Here is a 15,642-nt window from a genome sequence, read left to right on the forward strand (position 1 = left end):
AGAGACACCATGACCGATACGAACAATGCCGCGCCCGAAGGCAACGCCACCACCAACCCCGAAAGCCAGGATGCCCCGCTGCATCGTCGCGGCATTAAAAGCTATGTAATCCGCGCGGGCCGCATGACCCAGGCACAAAACCGGGGGCTAGAAGACGTTTGGCCACGCTTCGGCCTGACCATTGCCGACGGCCGTCAAGACCTGGACGTGCTGTTCGGGCGCCAAGCGCCGCGCGTAGTCGAAATCGGCTTTGGCATGGGCAACTCACTGATTGAGCAGGCCGAAACCCACCCGGATACCGACTTTATCGGTATCGAAGTGCACGCCCCTGGCGTTGGCAAACTATTAGATGAAGTGGATAAACGCGGCCTGACTAACCTGCGAGTTTACCGCGAAGATGCCCTGGCCGTGCTAGAGCAGTGCCTGCCGGAAGGCTCGCTAACCACGCTGCAGCTGTTCTTCCCTGACCCCTGGCCGAAGAAAAAGCATCACAAGCGGCGTATCGTGCAGCCAGCCTTTGTTGAGCTGATTCGCACTCGTCTGATGCCCGGCGGCACCTTCCATCTAGCTACGGACTGGGAAGCCTACGCGGAGTGGATGGTGGAAGTGATGGAAGCGGCCCCCGGTTATGCCAATACCGCTAGCACAGAGACCGCCCCCTACGTGCCGCGCCCGGCCTTCCGCCCGCTCACCAAGTTTGAAGCCCGCGGCGAAAAACTCGGCCACGGCGTGTGGGATTTGATTTATCGGCGAGAGGGGTAACGCCTTACTCTTTAAGCGGTTCAATCGGCTCCCAATCTGAACGATTGGCCAGAAACTCAGGCCTGGGCCGATTACCGCAGTAAGGGTCATGAAGGGTATTTTCAACGCTGTTATAAACAAAGAACAGATTACTTCTCGGCCAGCAGGACATATTCGTGTTGGAGCCGTGCATAGTATTGCTTTCGAAAATCACCAGCGAACCAGCGGGCCCCTTGGGCGCTTCAATATCGTTCTCCAACATTAATTCGCGCAGGCTGCTGGCTGGCGGCACTCCCACCTCTTGGCTTTTGAGTGACTCTTTGTAGTTATTCTCCGGCGTTCGCCCTACACAGGGAACAAAGTAGCGGTGCGAACCAGGAATCAACATCAGTGGCCCATTAAACTCACCGTTATCGGTGAGCACGATGGAACAGCTAAGCGCGCGCATGCGCGGCATGCCATCTTCGCTATGCCACGTCTCAAAGTCTGAATGCCAATCAAACCCTTTGCCTTTGAACCCGGGCTTATAGTTGATTCGTGACTGATGGATATAGACATCGCTGCCCAGCAATTGCTTGACGATCGCCAACAGCTTGGGGTCCTGGGTCAGACGTTGGAAACGCTTGGACACTTCATGAATACCGAACACGGTGCGTATCTCTTCACGCCCTGGTTCAAGAATCGTGCCTTCTGAAAGCTTAAGATCGGCATCATCTTCGTACTCACGCAGCTCTTGAAGAAACACCTGCATATCGTCGGCGTCAAAAAAACCTTCAAAGGAGAGAAATCCCTTTTTCTCATACTCCTCAATTTGCGACCTATTCAGCGGCCCATCAGCAAGCTGGGATTCATCGCCATATACCACGGGATCGATGCGTTCAAACATTCCCAATTTTCGCTCCAAGCGAGTAGGGAAAAGATCTTGGGTATCGTTCATGGTCAACTCCTCCATTAGCATGCGTTTAAAAAGCGCTTTTAAGCATTACGTATAAAACGTAGACGCCAAAACGCACCTCAGCAATGCCCTTTGGAGGTCGCCGAAAAGCCAGCATTAGAAATGGGGAGGTTAGCAGGGTGTAGAAAAAAGAAAGCCGCTCCATTGGAGCGGCAAAAAAAGACCGTGACTAGCAATGAGAGGGAGAAACCATGACAGTTAACTGGCGATAATGTTTACCGAGTAGCTGTCTTGGCTGCCAAGCGTCTCATCAAACGCTGACAATCACACTATAATCATTCTCATTTACCTCGTCAATACAAATACGAATATTTTTTATTTACCTTTTGAGTCTGCCTATCCATCAGCTTACCAATCGCAGCCAAAACGGTAGCGTCGCCATGGCCAATAGGGTTTGTCCGGTGATAATGGCCGCCATCAGTTCAGCATCGCCGCCCAGTTGGCGGGCTAAAATATAGGCAGACGTAGCGGTGGGCAGCGCTGCAAACAGGAGCGCCACGTCACGACTGACCGGATCTAGTTGCAACACCCAGGTTAATACCAAGACAAACGCGGGCATCAGCAGCAGCTTAACGCTATTGGTAGCCAGCACGCCGCGGTCAATCCGCAGCAACGCCGCCGGGCGCAGCGCTACCCCCACCGCTACCAGCCCCAGTGGCAACGCCGCACGCCCCAATAGCTCGACCGTGTCCTGACTCCAACCAGGTAAACCGACACCGGAAAGGTTCAGGCCAATACCAATAAGGCAAGCAAGGATTAGCGGATTTTTAATCAGCGCCATTGCGCTTTTACCCACGCTAGCGCCGCCCAGAGTGCCAGCGGCCACAAAGCTAGCCACACACATCACGTTAACTACCGGTACCATTAGTGCCACCGCGACGGCTGCAGTGGTCGCTCCTAAGCTGCCGTGTAGCGCAGCGGCACCAGCAACGCCCACATAAGTATTAAAGCGTACCGCCCCTTGAAACACCGAGGTAAACGCAGCGGGTGTAAGCCGTAACCAGCCTCGTAAACGCCAAAGCAGTATGCCAAACAATGCCATTGCGCCCAGCAATACCAGTGCTAGGCGGCCTACAGGCACTTGGCTCACATCGGCAGTCGCCAACGTTCCCACCAGCATGGCGGGGAACAGTACAAAATAGATAAGCCGCTCCATCTGCGGCCAGAAAGTATCGCTAGGCCAACGCCAATAGCCGAGCATGGCGCCCAGTAAAATCAATAAAAACAGGGGGCCTAAAGCGCCAGTGATACTCTCCATTTGCGTCCCTTTTGCCTGCGACATCCCAGCACAGCGATATCGGCTCGATTACTGTTACCATGGCGAAACACCCGCCTCACGGCTTGCGTAGCGATTATTCTGCCATGAAGATGATATCAAAACCTGCACACCCGGCAGGCTTTCCTGCTTTAAGGGTACTGATACTGGTCACTGGTATAGCGCTGGCTGCCTGTGCTTGGTATGCCTTTGCCCATTGGTTGCACCGCGATAGCGATGTGACCTGGTTTCCGCCTGCGGCAAGCTGCAACTTGCATACAGCGCCTTGTTCCGCCACGTTGGGCGATAAAGGCCGCATCACCCTCCATGTTCAAGCGAGTGGGCAGATTGATGCATTAGAGGTATTACCACTGGAAGTTGAGGTTGACGGCGTTACGGCCACTCAGGTTGACGTTGATTTTGTTGGCCGTGATATGGACTTAGGGCTGCACCGTTTTGCCCTCAGCGCAGGCGCGCCCGGCCATTTTCAAGGCCAAGGCCAAGTGGGGATTTGCACCCAAACCGTTATGCCCTGGCGAGCGCGTGTCATACTGGACACTGCAGAAGGTAAAGTGGGTAGTTGGTTCGATTTTGACGTTATTCGGAGTTAACGCACATGGCACGTAAACCGTTATGGCTGGGCGCTGGTGTCGCCGCTGTATTAATTGTGGTCAGTGGCATCGGCCTCTATCACTACGCTTTTGCCCCCAAGGATGGCGAACCTGTAGGTGGCCCTGTGGAAATGCCTTCGACCCAGGGAGATTTTTCGCTGACCCAGCTGGATGACGATCAGCTAGCCATTTTGTCGTTTGGTTACACGTTCTGCCCCGACATATGCCCGATGACCCAGTCGGTCAAACGCCAAGCCTTGGCTCAACTCTCTGAGGAACAGCGCGAGCGGGTGGTGCCGGTGATGATTACCGTTGACCCCGAACGCGACACCATAGAGCGCATGCAGGAGTACATGGGCTTTTTCGGCGAGGAGTTCATTGGTGCGGTAGGTAGTCAGGAGCAGCTTGAAGATGTTGCGTCGCGCTATGGCGTGATATGGCGAAAAGTCGAAGCGCCGGATTCGGCAATGGCATACACTATCGATCACAGCGCCTCGCTTTTTTTAGTCAATCGCGAAGGCGAGATATTGCAGCGAGTGCTCTATTCGCCAACTCCCCATGGGTTAGTCTCGGCATTAGAGAGCGAACTGGGCAGTTAGTCGACTTTACTCTGGCGAGGCGTTTTCGGGAGCAGTTTGCAAGCGATCCAACATCGCCATCAGCGCACCAATCTGGGTGCCGCTACGGGTATCGTGCTGAGGGCTTAACTGCCAAGTGCTTTCGGCAAATCCCCACCAGTCCCAGCAGCCTTGCGGATTCGCCATACTGCTTTCCGCCTGGGGATAAAGCACAATTTGCTGATGCGCTGACGCCCAGGCGTTTAACCCAGTGTAACGTACAAACGTTTCACCAATCGCCTCTGCGTTCATTTGGCAGCCATGCAGCGCCAACGTTACCGGGCAGTTACCCGCTTCACAGCCTTCCGGTATAAACACATAGCCTGTGTCGGCTAGGCCTTTTACCGCAAATTCCGACTGATCAAACGCGGCTAACTCGCCACCCAGTTTGCCGCTCGCCTCAGAGGCTTCACGTTCGGGATAAAGCCAGTTCAACATATCACCAGCGATATCTTCATCGCAGGCTAATACATAACTACCGCCCCCTTGGCGACAATCGCCCCACTCTTGGGGGCCGGGCGATACATCATCAGGTAAGCGTACCGGCCAGCCATGCCCGGCATTTTCGCTACGCGCAACGCGCAGTTGATCTGGCGAGGCAAGCCATTGCGTCCACTGCTCGGCAAGGAGATCGCCCAGCAGCGGTTCAACGACGTCATCTTCTTCGCCGTGCCAAAAGTAGGCCCGCAGCTGGCTAAGGCGCTCTGTGCTTCCGACCTGTTCAAGCGCTATATAGCGATCATAGCGGCTCGCCAGCTCGTCTAATGATGGCGCGCCGCGGCGCGTCATCATGCACTGGTTAAGCGCCAAACTCAGCGAGCCTTGTGCACAACTCCAAGGCCCCGCCGCCAGTACGCCCAGGCCACTAAACCGTTCTGGCCAAGCGACCGCTAGCTGGGTTGCCATATAGCCGCCTGACGATACCCCCACCACGCTTGCCTGCTCGCTAACGGCACCCAGGGCGGGTAATGCCTCAGGCTCAACCTCCGGCTCGGCCTGTGCCAACAACGGGATACCAAGGCTCAGGCAGACCAGAGCGTATGCAAGTGGGCGAAGCATGGAAGGGGCGGCTGAAGTCATTGCTTATTCGACGCCTAACAATTCAACGCGGAAGGTCAGCACTTCATTGGGTCCAATCGGCCCTTGACCATTTTCGCCGTAAGCAATATCAGCGGGAATATATAGCATCCAGCTATCGCCAACGCTCATCATCTGCAGCGCTTCCTGCCAACCTTCGATCACTTGGTTGGTTTGGAAACTGACTGATTCACCGCGCTCAAAGGAGCTATCGAATACAGTGCCGTCTAACAGCATGCCTTCGTAGTTCACTTCAACAGTGTCTTCAGGGCCAGGTGTCGCACCATCGCCCGACTCAAGCACTTCATACTGAAGGCCAGAATCCGTCACGGTTACTTCTTCACGTTCAGCGTTTTCGGCCAGGAAAGCTTCGCCTTCTTCGAGATTCGTTTGCGCCATCTCTTCAGCTTCGGCTTCACGTGCTTGCATTGATTGCTCTTGGAAGGCCATCAATGCTTCGGTCATCTCTTCTTCACTAAGCGCTAAGTCATTACCTTCAAAAACGTCACTCATGCCGTCATGAAACGCATCTAAGTCGAGGTCTTCGATATCGGCCTGCATGCTTTCGCCCAAGGTAACACCCAGGCTGTAAGCCAAACGCTGTTCGTCAGTTTCGGGCGCTGCCGCTGCAAAAGGGGCGACCAAAAGCAAACCTGTCAGAGCCGTTGTAGAGAGCAGTAGTTTCATGAAAGATCCTTTTATCTTTTATATAGCGGCGCCGAACGCCTATCTGTGTCACTTAAAGATTAACACCCACCGCCCCAAGCTGCATCTTTGGGCGGTGGGTGTTAATAAGACCATAAAGCAAGCAAGAGGTTTAACGGATTTAGACGACCAACGTAGGACAGTGAGCGGCGCCAGCAACGCGCTGAGAGACGCTGCCCAGCAGCGGATTCTTTTCGCCGTTGGTGCCCTGAGCGCCAATTACGATCAGATCGCACTCTCGCTTACGGGCGAAACGCACGATAATACGCGAGGGGCGCCCACCTTTTACAAAGGCACGCACGCGGGAGTCATCAGCGCCCAGCTCAATAGCATGCGCCTTCGCATGTACGGCAATCTCGGTGGCGTACTCTTTTAACGCATCGTCAGGAATATCCAACTGATTAGGCCGCACCATGGAAAGGGAGGCTTCCAGCAGGCTGTGGTGTTTAAACACGCACAGCAGATAAAGCTCGGCGCCCGTTAGCATCTGTAAGCCTACCGCCTTCTCCAGCGCCCTTAAGGCGCCTTTTGAGCCATCCACCGGGACTAATATGCGATTAAACATTCGCGTACTCCTTGTGGCTGTTTAGCGGAAGGCAACATCGCGCAGGAACAGCGCAATTTGCGGGAACATGATCAATAAGGCGGCCGCTAAAATCAGCATGAAAATAAACGGCGGTGTGCCTTTGATGACATCCCAGTAAGGGCGTTTGAAAATCGCAATCGCAGTAAAGATATCGCACCCAAAGGGCGGTGTTGCCGACCCTATCGCCACCTGCAGCGTAATCAAAATACCCACCAGCACAGGGTCGAGTCCGGTGGCTTCAATCGCCGGTGTAAAGATCGGCGTTAGCACCAGGATGACGACGATGGGGTCAACGAACATACAGGCGACGAAAAAGGCGATACAAATGGCAATCAACACGCCCGTGGGGCCTGCTTCATTGATGCCCACTGCCTCCAGAATCATTTGCGGGATCTGGGCAAAAGAGATAATCCACGAGAAGCCATTACCCACTGCCACCAAAATAAACACCACAGCGGTGATTAAACCGGTGGATTTGGCAATGGCGTAAATGTCGTTCATTTTGAGCGAGCGGAAGACCACAAACTCAAGCAAGATGGCATACAGCACACAGGCGGCGGCGGCTTCGGTCGGGCTAAAGATACCGCCATAGATACCACCAACAATAATCACCGGAAAGCCGAGCGGCCATAACGCTTGTTGTACTGCTTTTGCGCGCTCTTTCCAGCTCGATTTTGGTTCTGTGGGTACGTCTTTAACAATGGCGTAGATAATGCAGTAAGCCGAGAACATACATAGAATCATCAAGCCTGGACCAATCCCGGCGATAAATAGCTCACCGATAGAAGTGCCCGAGATAACCCCGTAGATAATCATGCCGATACTAGGCGGAATCAGAAAAGCAATATCGCTGGCATTGATGATCAGCGCCAGCGTAAACGAGTCTGAGTAGCCCGCTTTAAGCATTTTCGGGCGCAATGGTGAACCAACGGCCACCACGGTCGCTTGCGTTGACCCGGACACGGCACCAAACAGTGTGCAAGAGGCCGCCGTGCTCACCGCTAAGCCGCCTTTAATATGGCCGATAAACGACATCACCATATCAATTAAGCGATTAGCAGACTGCCCGCGAGTCATAATATCGGCAGCAAGAATAAACATTGGCACAGCAATGAGTGAGGCTGGGCGTATACCCGCCATCATCTGCTGGATCAACGTATCCATCTGGCCGAAGCCGTTAAACATCATGAAGAAGCCAATTATCGCAGCGGTAATCAGCGGAATCATCATTGGAAAGCCCAGCAGCAGCAGGGCAATCATGGTAGTAACCATTATTGTCGTCATAGCTGTTCCCCTAGGGTGCAGTGTCCCGCGTTAGACTTCAGTTTCCGTGTCTTTGTAACCATCCACCACGCCCGTCGAGAGATACACATCGTGGGAAGTAAAGTTTTTAACAGCAGTCAATAAGTATTGAATCCCAGTGACCAAAAAGCCCAGCGGTACCCATAGGTAAATGATCCATACCGGTAAGCCCAGGGAGGGCAGCACGCGCCCTTTGCTATACAGGTCAACAATATAAATAATTGAATAATAAAGAAGGAAAAACATTACCATCGATGTGAATAGTGCAATACCAATCATCAGCACTTTGCGGCCACCCACCGGCAATGCATCATAAATAGCCGACATACGAATATGACGGCCATGTCGGGCGGCATAACCAATCCCGGCAAAGGTGATCATGATGATCAAAATTCGGTTTAATTCACCAGAAAACATAATGCTGTTGCCAAACACGAAACGGGCAACCACGTTGGTGACCGTATTCAGCGCCATTAGCAAAACGCCCATCGCCAGGATCACGGCTTCCATTTTGCTAATTGCAGTGTCGATCACACCTAAAATCCCCGGCAAACCGGAGCGATAACTCTTTTCCATCTCTTCATCGGTCATGGCCGGACTCCTTTCTAACGGCTTTAACGGCATCAGTTCAGTGCCGTTAGCACAATTAACACAGCGTTATTACAGACCTACCTATTGCAAACCTGCCCGCGTTATTCAGCAAGGAATCACTACTAGCGTAACGGTATGCCGCCGCTAGTGATTCAACGCTAGATATACGTAACCCAGCGTAATGATGCTAAATTCCAAACCGAAAACCCATAGCTTACCGCGGCAGCATAAAAAAGGGGCAGCCTTTGCTGCCCCTCGGGTAAATCATCCAACATGCAAATGCGGCTTAAGGATGATTACTCGTTGCTTACGGCTTCCAAATCGGCTTTGAACTGCTCAAGCAATTCTTCGCCTTTGTCGCCGGTCATTTCCAAGAAGGCTTCTTCAACCTGTGGAGCACGGTCACGGAAGGCTTGAATCTGCTCTTCATCCAGACGCGTTACAGTCACTTCATCAGACGCTTCCTGAATCTTCGCTAACGACTCTTCAGCCAAGCCTTGGATATGCTCGATGGTGTGGTCATAAGCTGCTTGTGAAGCTTCATCAACCAGTGTTTGGTCTTCTTCAGACAGGCCTTCATAGAAGTCCTGGTTAGCCATCATCGCGGTGGTGAACCAGCCATGGCCAGTGAAGGTCAAGTGCGGAGACACCTCATACAAACCACCGGACTCGATCCAGAAAATCGGGTTCTCTTGTCCATCGATGATGCCGGTCTGTAGGCCACCATAGACTTCACCCCACGGTAGCGGCGTAGGCGTCGCACCAAAGGCGTCGTAGGTTTCCGATAGCAGCGGGTTGGTCATGGTACGGATTTTCTTATTATCCATATCTTCCGGTGAGCTGATCGGCTCGTCGGTCGTTATGACCATTTCGCCTTCCGGATACATCTTCAGTAGCTCAAGGCCTTGTTCGGCATAAAGCTCTGGGAACATCTCGTTGATTGCTTCGCTTTCTTCGAAGAACGTTAGTACGGTCTCTTCGTCGGTCGGCAGCAGGTAAGGAATGAAGAAAATTTGCGCTTCAGGAATCAATGCACCGGTAAAGCCGGGTGACTGGTTCACAAACTGCAGAATACCGTTCTGAGTCTGCTCCATAATATCGTCAGACTCACCCAGCTCACCAAAGCGGTAAACCTGAACCGTGTGATCGGAGTTCTCTTCGATATGCTCTTTAAAAGCATAGGCAAAGACATCCTGTACGTCGCCTTCGTACTCTTCATGAGCATAACGCCAGTTATCCGCTTGCGCGACAGCTGTCATGCCCATCAACAGTGCACCCACGCTTGCTGTTGTCACTAATTTGGTGGTTACAGAACGATTAAATACGGGTTTGCTTGCCTTCATACGGTGTTCCCCTTGCAGTGATAAGCGCGCTATTCAAGTGCGCAAAAACCTAGGTCAGTTTTGCTTTTCTAAACACGACACTGTCATTTACGACACTGTTATTCGCTAATTGGTGTTCACTAACAAACACTGAAGTACTGTTCTTAAAGGTGTGCTAGCGAGCGAATAACGCTAGGTATTTCAAAATCAGCTTAAATTCAGGCTAGCGCGCTCCTTGATGAGGGTCAAGCTGGCAAGTAAGCATTTGTAGCGCCTCACACAGTGCCGACGTGGTATTTAAGCTACTCTCCGAGTGGGTGTTAGCTTTACTAAAAAGCAGCTGATTTCGCAGCCATTTAGCCGAATCTTGCGGAATTTCGACGATATTCATTACACGCTGCTCATCAGCATGCACTTCTAAAACCCATTCTTGCCAACGTTGAAGGTTCTCACGCTCGGCCATTAGTTCCGCCTGCTTAATGGTTTCGCGCAGCGCTGCCACAGAGTCACTAGACGCTGCCGAGGCTTTTAAATCGCGACGTAAACCACGCAAAACTGCCGTGACACTGCTCTGCCATTGGCGACGCTGCTCGCGCTGGCGAGCGACCGCGCGGGGGATCGCTTCTAAATCGCACGAGTAGAGCCAGCAATGAAATAGTAGCTCACAAACATCCAGCTCACCCTCCTCTTGCAGCGTCAGGCAAGCAGTCTCAACACCCGGCTTGGCGTAAAGCGACAGCGCAAATTCCCATAACGGTGCCTGCTGTAGGCGCTGCAATCGGGTAGAATCAAGCGCAATAGAATTTTGCATCGTATGACCCACTTTTTTCGGGAGAAAGCATGATCGCACTGCGCCAAGTCGCCCTGCAACGCGGCACGCAAACGCTACTCGACAATGCAGACGTTACCCTTAATAACGGGGTGAAGGCCGGTATTATCGGGGCAAACGGCGCCGGCAAATCGAGCCTGTTCAAACTGCTGCTGGGCGAGATTGCTCCTGACCAGGGCGATGTCGAGATGAGCGGCGGCCAGCGCATCGCGCATATGGCCCAGGAAGTTGACGCCCTTGATCGCCCCATTATTGAGTATGTACTTGATGGCGATGTAGCGCTACGCCAGGCAGAAGCCGACTTGCTGGCCGCTCGGGAGGCCGGAGAAGCCCATCGTGAAGCCGAACTGCACGGCTTGATTGAAACCCTGGATGGCTACCGCGCGGAATCGCGCGCAGCACAGCTACTGGTGGGGCTAGGCTTCCTTCAGACCGATCTCACCCGCCCACTCTCGGCGTTTTCCGGCGGCTGGCGGATGCGGGTCAACCTCGCCCGTACGCTGTTTATGCCTTCTGACCTTCTGCTGCTGGATGAGCCCACCAACCACCTGGATCTGGACGCCCTGCTGTGGCTGGAGCAGTGGCTGACCCGCTACCCTGGCACGCTGCTGCTGATTTCCCACGACCGCGACTTTTTGGATGCCGTATGTGATCACATCGTGCACATGCATCACCAAACGCTGGAGCTTTACCGCGGCAATTACTCCCAGTTTGAGCGCACCCGCGCCGAAAAGCTCGCCTTGCAGCAAGCCGAAGCCGCTAAGCAGCAGGCCCGCCGTGAGGAGATCGAGCGCTTTATCGCCCGCTTTAAAGCCCAGGCGACCAAGGCAAAGCAGGCGCAAAGCCGGGTCAAGATGCTGGAGCGGATGGAAGATATCGCTGTGGCCCATGTGGATTCTCCCTTCCACTTCACCTTGCCTGCTGCCGATAAAACATCGCGCCCGCTACTGGTGCTTGATCAGGCGCAGTTAGGTTATCGCGGCAAAACGGGCGATGGAAGTGACGACAACATCCAGTTGGACAAGGTCAACGTTACCCTGCTGCCCGGCAGCCGCATTGGCCTGTTAGGCCCCAACGGGGCGGGTAAATCGACGCTAATTAAGTCGCTCACCGGCGAACTTGAGCTACTTAACGGCAAGCGCGTGCCTGGCGAGCATTTGGCGATTGGCTATTTTGCTCAGCATCAGCTTGAGAGCCTGGACGTTTCATCGACGCCTTTTGTGCATGTCCAACGCCTCTCGCCCACCGCCAGCGATCAGGATATCCGTAACTTCCTGGGCGGTTTTGGGTTTAAGGGCGACGACGCCTTCGGCAAAGTCGCCAACTACTCAGGTGGTGAGAAAGCCCGCTTGGCGCTGGCGCTCGTTGCTTGGCAAAAACCTAACCTACTGCTGCTTGATGAGCCGACCAACCACCTGGATCTAGAAATGCGCGAAGCGCTGACCCAGGCGCTGGCAAGCTTTGAAGGCACGGTGATTCTGGTGTCTCACGACCGTCACTTGCTACGCGCCACGGTCGATGAGTTTTGGCGGGTAGCGGATCACCGCGTTGAACCTTTCGATGGCGATTTAGAAGATTACCGCGTTTGGCTCAAAGCGCGCCTGGAAGAGAGCCGTCGGGATTCCCGCGGCGAAAAAGCCGAGCGCCAGAACCAGCAACCCAGTGGCGACAGCCGTGAAGCGCGCAAGGCATCGCGTAAAGCAGCAGCCGAGCTGCGTGAGAAGCTACGCCCACTGAAAAAACAGCGCGATCAAGCGGAAAAAGCGATGGAAAAGACCCAGCAGGAACTTGATCAGGTAGAACAAGTGCTGGCAGACCCCGAGCTCTACACCGACAGCGCCCGCAAACCCGAGCTGACCAAGACGCTTAGTCAACAAGCTGAAATCAAAGCACGACTGAATGAAGCAGAACAGCAATGGCTTAGCGCCGAAGAGGCGCTGGAAGCAATGGAAGCCGAGCTGCTCGCCAGCGAAGAGACGGCTAGCTAGCTTTCGAGTAAAAACGTTACCGGGCCATCGTTGATTAGCGCCACCTGCATATCGGCGCCAAACTCACCGGTAGCGACATGTGGCCAGGCAGTGCGCGCCTGGGCAACCAGCAAATCAAACAGCGCTTCACCCTGGGCGGGGGGAGCGGCGCTGGAGAAGCTGGGCCGTAGCCCTTTGCGGGTATCCGCCGCCAGCGTGAACTGAGAAACAAGCAGCAAGCCTCCACTCACCTGCTGCAGGTTGTGATTCATTTTGCCTTCGGCGTCGCTGAATACCCGGTAGTGCAGCATTTTATGCAACAGCTTCTCTACCGCCGCCGCATCATCGTGCTTCTCAACGCCTATCAGCGCAAGTAGTCCGTGATCGATACTACCGACAATTTCCCCTTCCACTTCTACGCTGGCGCGCTTTACGCGCTGAATGAGTGCCTTCACAACGCCTCTCCCCGGCAAAGAAACGGCTATTGTAACCGCCGCTCATTCGCTTTTCCTTCACCGAGTCAGTTTCGCCCTAGTAGCGCGTCGCGGAAGTCGTCGTCCAGTGGGCGCTCACCGAGCCAAATACTAAACATCGCGCTGGCAAACTCGGCACTCTCCTCTTCAAACAGCACCTCACCATTGAGCGCAAGGCGCAGCTGCTCGCCGTTCCAGCTAAGCAGGTAGCGGTCACCGGGAACGACATTGCGATAGCGTTGATTTAGGCGCCCAAGTGGTTCTTCGATCTGAGTGAATTCATACAGCGTAAGAGTGTCTTGCAGCGTTTTTTCAGTCGCTTCGGCAAAGTCGCTGGCTTCAATGGCATGAAAGTAGGCAAGCTCCAAGCGCCGCGGAATATTGCCTAACGGCTGTGGCTGGGTTTCACCTTCAAGCTGATAATATGCCCCCGCGTAGGCCGTCCAGATCATGTAACGGAATACGCCACTGCCAATCAACGTGTAGCGTTGGCCATCCTCTACTACGCTGCGTTCAAACGATTCGCCGTTTTCTGACACGCTACTGGCCATTACCCAAGGAGACAGCATTAGCCCCACTAACATTAGCGTAGTTTGGGCGGGAATTGGCGTGGACATAAAACCTCCTCGTGGCAGCATTGCTATACGTAGCAATACACCCAATAAAGGTTTCGTACAATATACAGCCTATCCAAAAGCAATTTAAATGATGTGTCGCCTACCAAGCGCGGCAGAGCATCAAATCGCAGTGCGGCTCACACAGCAGCATCTCGGTGAGCTGGCTAGTGTGATGGGGTTGCCCACGGCTGCCGATCATGACGAGATCGGGTGAATGACGTTTCATATAGGCCTGAAGCACATCACAGGGTGCGCCCTGCTCTAGCACTAGCTCAACGTCTGGTACCCCCTCTAGCTCGCGCATTAGGCTATCGACCTCATTGGTCAGCTGTTCGCGCAAGCGCTGCACTTCTTGCTCACGCCAATGGGCGTAGTACGCTTGCGAACCCAGCTCACGCTCGCCGGGAAGCGACCAAGCGTGTAGCAGCGTCAGCGAGGCATCAGGGAAGCGAATCAGCGCCTCTCTCAAGGTATGCCGCGCGGTGAGCGAAAAGTCGATGGGTACCAAAATATGCTGCCAGGGCTGGGTGGGTTGATAAGAGGCCACCACCACCGGGCAAGGAGCGCTGCGCAGCACACGCATCAGTGTTGTACCCATCAACAGGTCTTTTTGCCCGCGCTTGCGATGCATGCCCAGCACAATCAGCTCGGCGTTGCGCTCATGGGCTTCACGTACAATCTCAACGTGGGGCGAACCTGTCACGGTTTGGATCAGCGTTTTCGGCGCCTCCAAAGCGTAGTCTTCACGTAGATCGGTCAACGTGGTGGTAATGTCCTCTACTACCGCGCTCTCTACATCAAGCAAGACACGCCGCGGTAAGTAAGGGTCCAACACGTGCAGCACGTCGAGCTGAACCCCGTAAGCGTAGGCTAAACGCAGCGCACGGGCACAGGCGGCGCGATTATCAGCAGAAAGATCGGTGGCAAACAGAAGTGTACGAGGCATGGCGAAACGCTCCTCAGCTGAGCAACTCAGCCTTATAAGCCGTTAAGCAGACACTCCTCAGCATGGTGTGCAATACCCATTCACGCAAGCTACCTATTACTCTGATGGCAGCGCCTCACCACCAGGCGTGAAAATGGTGCACCGGTCCGCGCCCTTTACCCACATTTAAGCGCACACTCGCTTCCAGCGCTGCATGTAGCCAACGCTTGGCATCGCCGATCGCCGCCACCGGGGCATCAGGGCCTGACTGCTCTGGCAGTTTCGCCAGACAGGCGGCAATCGCCGAGGAGAGCGCGCAGCCGGTGCCGTGCAAATTGTTGGTGTCGATTCGCGAGGCGGGCAACCATTCATGGCCGTTGGGGGTTGCCAGCAGATCAGGGCAGGTCGCTCCGCGCAAATGGCCGCCTTTTAGTACCACATAGGGCGCCCCCAGCTGGGTCAGTCCCGGCAACATCGCTTCCATATCATCCAAGCTGGTAGGCGATGGCGAATCGAGTAGAACCGCGGCTTCCGGTAGGTTCGGGGTGATGACATCGGCAAGCGGTACCAAGATGTCACGCACGGCGCGAATACCGGCGTCATCGACCAGTATGTCACCGCTCTTGGCGACCATCACAGGGTCGAGCACGATCCAGCGCGGTCGGCGCTGGCGCAGCACGTCGGCGATTACCTCAGCCACCTCGCGGCTGGCTACCATGCCAATTTTGACCGCGTCCAGCGCCACATCATCCAGCAGGTGCTCAAGCTGCTCGCGAATGGCCTGGGGAGAGACCGGATACACCGAGGCGACGCCACAGGTATTCTGGGCAATCACCGCGGTGATCACGTTAGTACCATACACGCCGAGGGCCGAAAAAGTCTTCAAATCGCCCTGTAAACCAGCTCCGCCGGACGGGTCGGAGCCAGCGATGGTGAGCACATTGCGCAGACGGGAATGGGTAGACATGAGGCTCCTTTACGACAAAATCGTCACTGTCTGCCTAGGATACCCAAGCTATGCGTTTTGTGCTGCTTAAAACCTACGCTCCAGACACACAACAGCCGCCCG

General features: G+C 54.4%; 17 protein-coding genes. 4 read left to right on the plus strand and 13 right to left on the minus strand.

The genetic code is table 11. The annotated features are described in order from the left end of the window. Window positions 1-9: 9 nt before the first annotated feature. Window positions 10-762 (plus strand): tRNA (guanosine(46)-N7)-methyltransferase TrmB, encoded by a 753-nt coding sequence (trmB, locus tag CXF87_RS13050; protein ID WP_101146884.1) that lies wholly within the window; start codon window positions 10-12, stop codon window positions 760-762. Window positions 763-766: 4 nt separating this feature from the next. On the opposite strand, the gene thpD is transcribed toward trmB, so the two are convergent. Both thpD and CXF87_RS13060 read right to left on the minus strand, forming a co-directional pair. Beyond that, the gene (gene thpD / locus CXF87_RS13055) at window positions 767-1,678 is read right to left on the minus strand and encodes an ectoine hydroxylase (protein WP_101146885.1); all 912 of its coding nucleotides are present in this window, start codon (window positions 1,676-1,678) and stop codon (window positions 767-769) included. 361 nt (window positions 1,679-2,039) lie between these two features. After that, window positions 2,040-2,954, minus strand: coding sequence for an AEC family transporter (locus tag CXF87_RS13060; RefSeq protein WP_101146886.1), 915 nt, complete (start codon window positions 2,952-2,954; stop codon window positions 2,040-2,042). 104 nt (window positions 2,955-3,058) lie between these two features. Here CXF87_RS13060 and CXF87_RS13065 point away from each other — a divergent pair, with 104 nt between their 5' ends. Further along, entirely contained in the window at window positions 3,059-3,562 is a 504-nt protein-coding gene (locus CXF87_RS13065; RefSeq protein ID WP_232774924.1) for a hypothetical protein, read from the plus strand. 5 nt (window positions 3,563-3,567) lie between these two features. Beyond that, window positions 3,568-4,161 carry an SCO family protein gene (locus tag CXF87_RS13070; protein WP_008956530.1) on the plus strand — a complete coding sequence of 198 codons (594 nt, stop codon included), beginning with the start codon at window positions 3,568-3,570 and terminating at the stop codon, window positions 4,159-4,161. 6 nt (window positions 4,162-4,167) lie between these two features. On the opposite strand, the gene CXF87_RS13075 is transcribed toward CXF87_RS13070, so the two are convergent. The 7 genes from CXF87_RS13075 to CXF87_RS13105 all read right to left on the minus strand — a co-directional run bounded on the left by CXF87_RS13075 (window position 4,168) and on the right by CXF87_RS13105 (window position 10,573). Beyond that, window positions 4,168-5,259: a PHB depolymerase family esterase gene (locus tag CXF87_RS13075; protein ID WP_101146888.1), complete on the minus strand. Its 1,092-nt coding sequence runs from the start codon at window positions 5,257-5,259 to the stop codon at window positions 4,168-4,170. Window positions 5,260-5,262: 3 nt separating this feature from the next. Further along, window positions 5,263-5,943, minus strand: coding sequence for an FKBP-type peptidyl-prolyl cis-trans isomerase N-terminal domain-containing protein (locus tag CXF87_RS13080; RefSeq protein ID WP_101146889.1), 681 nt, complete (start codon window positions 5,941-5,943; stop codon window positions 5,263-5,265). 139 nt (window positions 5,944-6,082) lie between these two features. Next, entirely contained in the window at window positions 6,083-6,526 is a 444-nt protein-coding gene (locus CXF87_RS13085) for a universal stress protein (protein WP_008956527.1), read from the minus strand. A gap of 21 nt (window positions 6,527-6,547) precedes the next feature. Continuing rightward, the gene (locus CXF87_RS13090) at window positions 6,548-7,831 is read right to left on the minus strand and encodes a TRAP transporter large permease (protein WP_101146890.1); all 1,284 of its coding nucleotides are present in this window, start codon (window positions 7,829-7,831) and stop codon (window positions 6,548-6,550) included. A gap of 30 nt (window positions 7,832-7,861) precedes the next feature. Further along, window positions 7,862-8,440, minus strand: coding sequence for a TRAP transporter small permease (locus tag CXF87_RS13095; protein WP_101146891.1), 579 nt, complete (start codon window positions 8,438-8,440; stop codon window positions 7,862-7,864). Window positions 8,441-8,736: 296 nt separating this feature from the next. Beyond that, window positions 8,737-9,783 carry a TRAP transporter substrate-binding protein gene (locus CXF87_RS13100; protein WP_008956524.1) on the minus strand — a complete coding sequence of 349 codons (1,047 nt, stop codon included), beginning with the start codon at window positions 9,781-9,783 and terminating at the stop codon, window positions 8,737-8,739. A gap of 202 nt (window positions 9,784-9,985) precedes the next feature. Then, a complete protein-coding gene (locus CXF87_RS13105; protein ID WP_101146892.1) occupies window positions 9,986-10,573 on the minus strand; it encodes a TIGR02444 family protein in 588 nt (195 codons plus the stop codon). A gap of 29 nt (window positions 10,574-10,602) precedes the next feature. On the opposite strand from CXF87_RS13105, the gene CXF87_RS13110 reads away from it, so the two are divergent. Then, the gene (locus tag CXF87_RS13110) at window positions 10,603-12,579 is read left to right on the plus strand and encodes an ATP-binding cassette domain-containing protein (protein ID WP_101146893.1); all 1,977 of its coding nucleotides are present in this window, start codon (window positions 10,603-10,605) and stop codon (window positions 12,577-12,579) included. Here CXF87_RS13110 and dtd read toward each other — a convergent pair. The 4 genes from dtd to thiD all read right to left on the minus strand — a co-directional run bounded on the left by dtd (window position 12,576) and on the right by thiD (window position 15,540). After that, on the minus strand, window positions 12,576-13,013 hold the full coding sequence (gene dtd, locus CXF87_RS13115) for a D-aminoacyl-tRNA deacylase (protein WP_101146894.1): 438 nt from the start codon (window positions 13,011-13,013) through the stop codon (window positions 12,576-12,578). The genes CXF87_RS13110 and dtd overlap by 4 nt on opposite strands. Window positions 13,014-13,078: 65 nt before the next feature. Further along, complete coding sequence (locus CXF87_RS13120; RefSeq protein ID WP_101146895.1) at window positions 13,079-13,648, minus strand: chalcone isomerase family protein; 570 nt, start codon at window positions 13,646-13,648, stop codon at window positions 13,079-13,081. A 100-nt stretch (window positions 13,649-13,748) separates the two neighbouring features. Next, a complete protein-coding gene (locus tag CXF87_RS13125) occupies window positions 13,749-14,594 on the minus strand; it encodes a universal stress protein (RefSeq protein WP_101146896.1) in 846 nt (281 codons plus the stop codon). A 115-nt stretch (window positions 14,595-14,709) separates the two neighbouring features. Beyond that, complete coding sequence (thiD, locus tag CXF87_RS13130; protein WP_101146897.1) at window positions 14,710-15,540, minus strand: bifunctional hydroxymethylpyrimidine kinase/phosphomethylpyrimidine kinase; 831 nt, start codon at window positions 15,538-15,540, stop codon at window positions 14,710-14,712. Between the last annotated feature and the right edge of the window lie 102 nt (window positions 15,541-15,642).

The organism is Halomonas sp. MES3-P3E (genome assembly GCF_002836035.1).
Taxonomy (GTDB): Bacteria; Pseudomonadota; Gammaproteobacteria; order Pseudomonadales; family Halomonadaceae; genus Vreelandella; species Vreelandella arctica.

Excerpts from the sequence above, each read along its gene's own strand:
- trmB (WP_101146884.1), top strand. The coding sequence starts at position 10 with ATGACCGATACGAACAATGCCGCGCCCGAAGGCAACGCCACCACCAAC.
- thpD (WP_101146885.1), bottom strand. The coding sequence starts at position 1,678 with ATGAACGATACCCAAGATCTTTTCCCTACTCGCTTGGAGCGAAAATTG.
- CXF87_RS13060 (WP_101146886.1), bottom strand. The coding sequence starts at position 2,954 with ATGGAGAGTATCACTGGCGCTTTAGGCCCCCTGTTTTTATTGATTTTA.
- CXF87_RS13065 (WP_232774924.1), top strand. The coding sequence starts at position 3,059 with ATGAAGATGATATCAAAACCTGCACACCCGGCAGGCTTTCCTGCTTTA.
- CXF87_RS13070 (WP_008956530.1), top strand. The coding sequence starts at position 3,568 with ATGGCACGTAAACCGTTATGGCTGGGCGCTGGTGTCGCCGCTGTATTA.
- CXF87_RS13075 (WP_101146888.1), bottom strand. The coding sequence starts at position 5,259 with ATGACTTCAGCCGCCCCTTCCATGCTTCGCCCACTTGCATACGCTCTG.
- CXF87_RS13080 (WP_101146889.1), bottom strand. The coding sequence starts at position 5,943 with ATGAAACTACTGCTCTCTACAACGGCTCTGACAGGTTTGCTTTTGGTC.
- CXF87_RS13085 (WP_008956527.1), bottom strand. The coding sequence starts at position 6,526 with ATGTTTAATCGCATATTAGTCCCGGTGGATGGCTCAAAAGGCGCCTTA.
- CXF87_RS13090 (WP_101146890.1), bottom strand. The coding sequence starts at position 7,831 with ATGACGACAATAATGGTTACTACCATGATTGCCCTGCTGCTGCTGGGC.
- CXF87_RS13095 (WP_101146891.1), bottom strand. The coding sequence starts at position 8,440 with ATGACCGATGAAGAGATGGAAAAGAGTTATCGCTCCGGTTTGCCGGGG.
- CXF87_RS13100 (WP_008956524.1), bottom strand. The coding sequence starts at position 9,783 with ATGAAGGCAAGCAAACCCGTATTTAATCGTTCTGTAACCACCAAATTA.
- CXF87_RS13105 (WP_101146892.1), bottom strand. The coding sequence starts at position 10,573 with ATGCAAAATTCTATTGCGCTTGATTCTACCCGATTGCAGCGCCTACAG.
- CXF87_RS13110 (WP_101146893.1), top strand. The coding sequence starts at position 10,603 with ATGATCGCACTGCGCCAAGTCGCCCTGCAACGCGGCACGCAAACGCTA.
- CXF87_RS13120 (WP_101146895.1), bottom strand. The coding sequence starts at position 13,648 with ATGTCCACGCCAATTCCCGCCCAAACTACGCTAATGTTAGTGGGGCTA.
- CXF87_RS13125 (WP_101146896.1), bottom strand. The coding sequence starts at position 14,594 with ATGCCTCGTACACTTCTGTTTGCCACCGATCTTTCTGCTGATAATCGC.
- thiD (WP_101146897.1), bottom strand. The coding sequence starts at position 15,540 with ATGTCTACCCATTCCCGTCTGCGCAATGTGCTCACCATCGCTGGCTCC.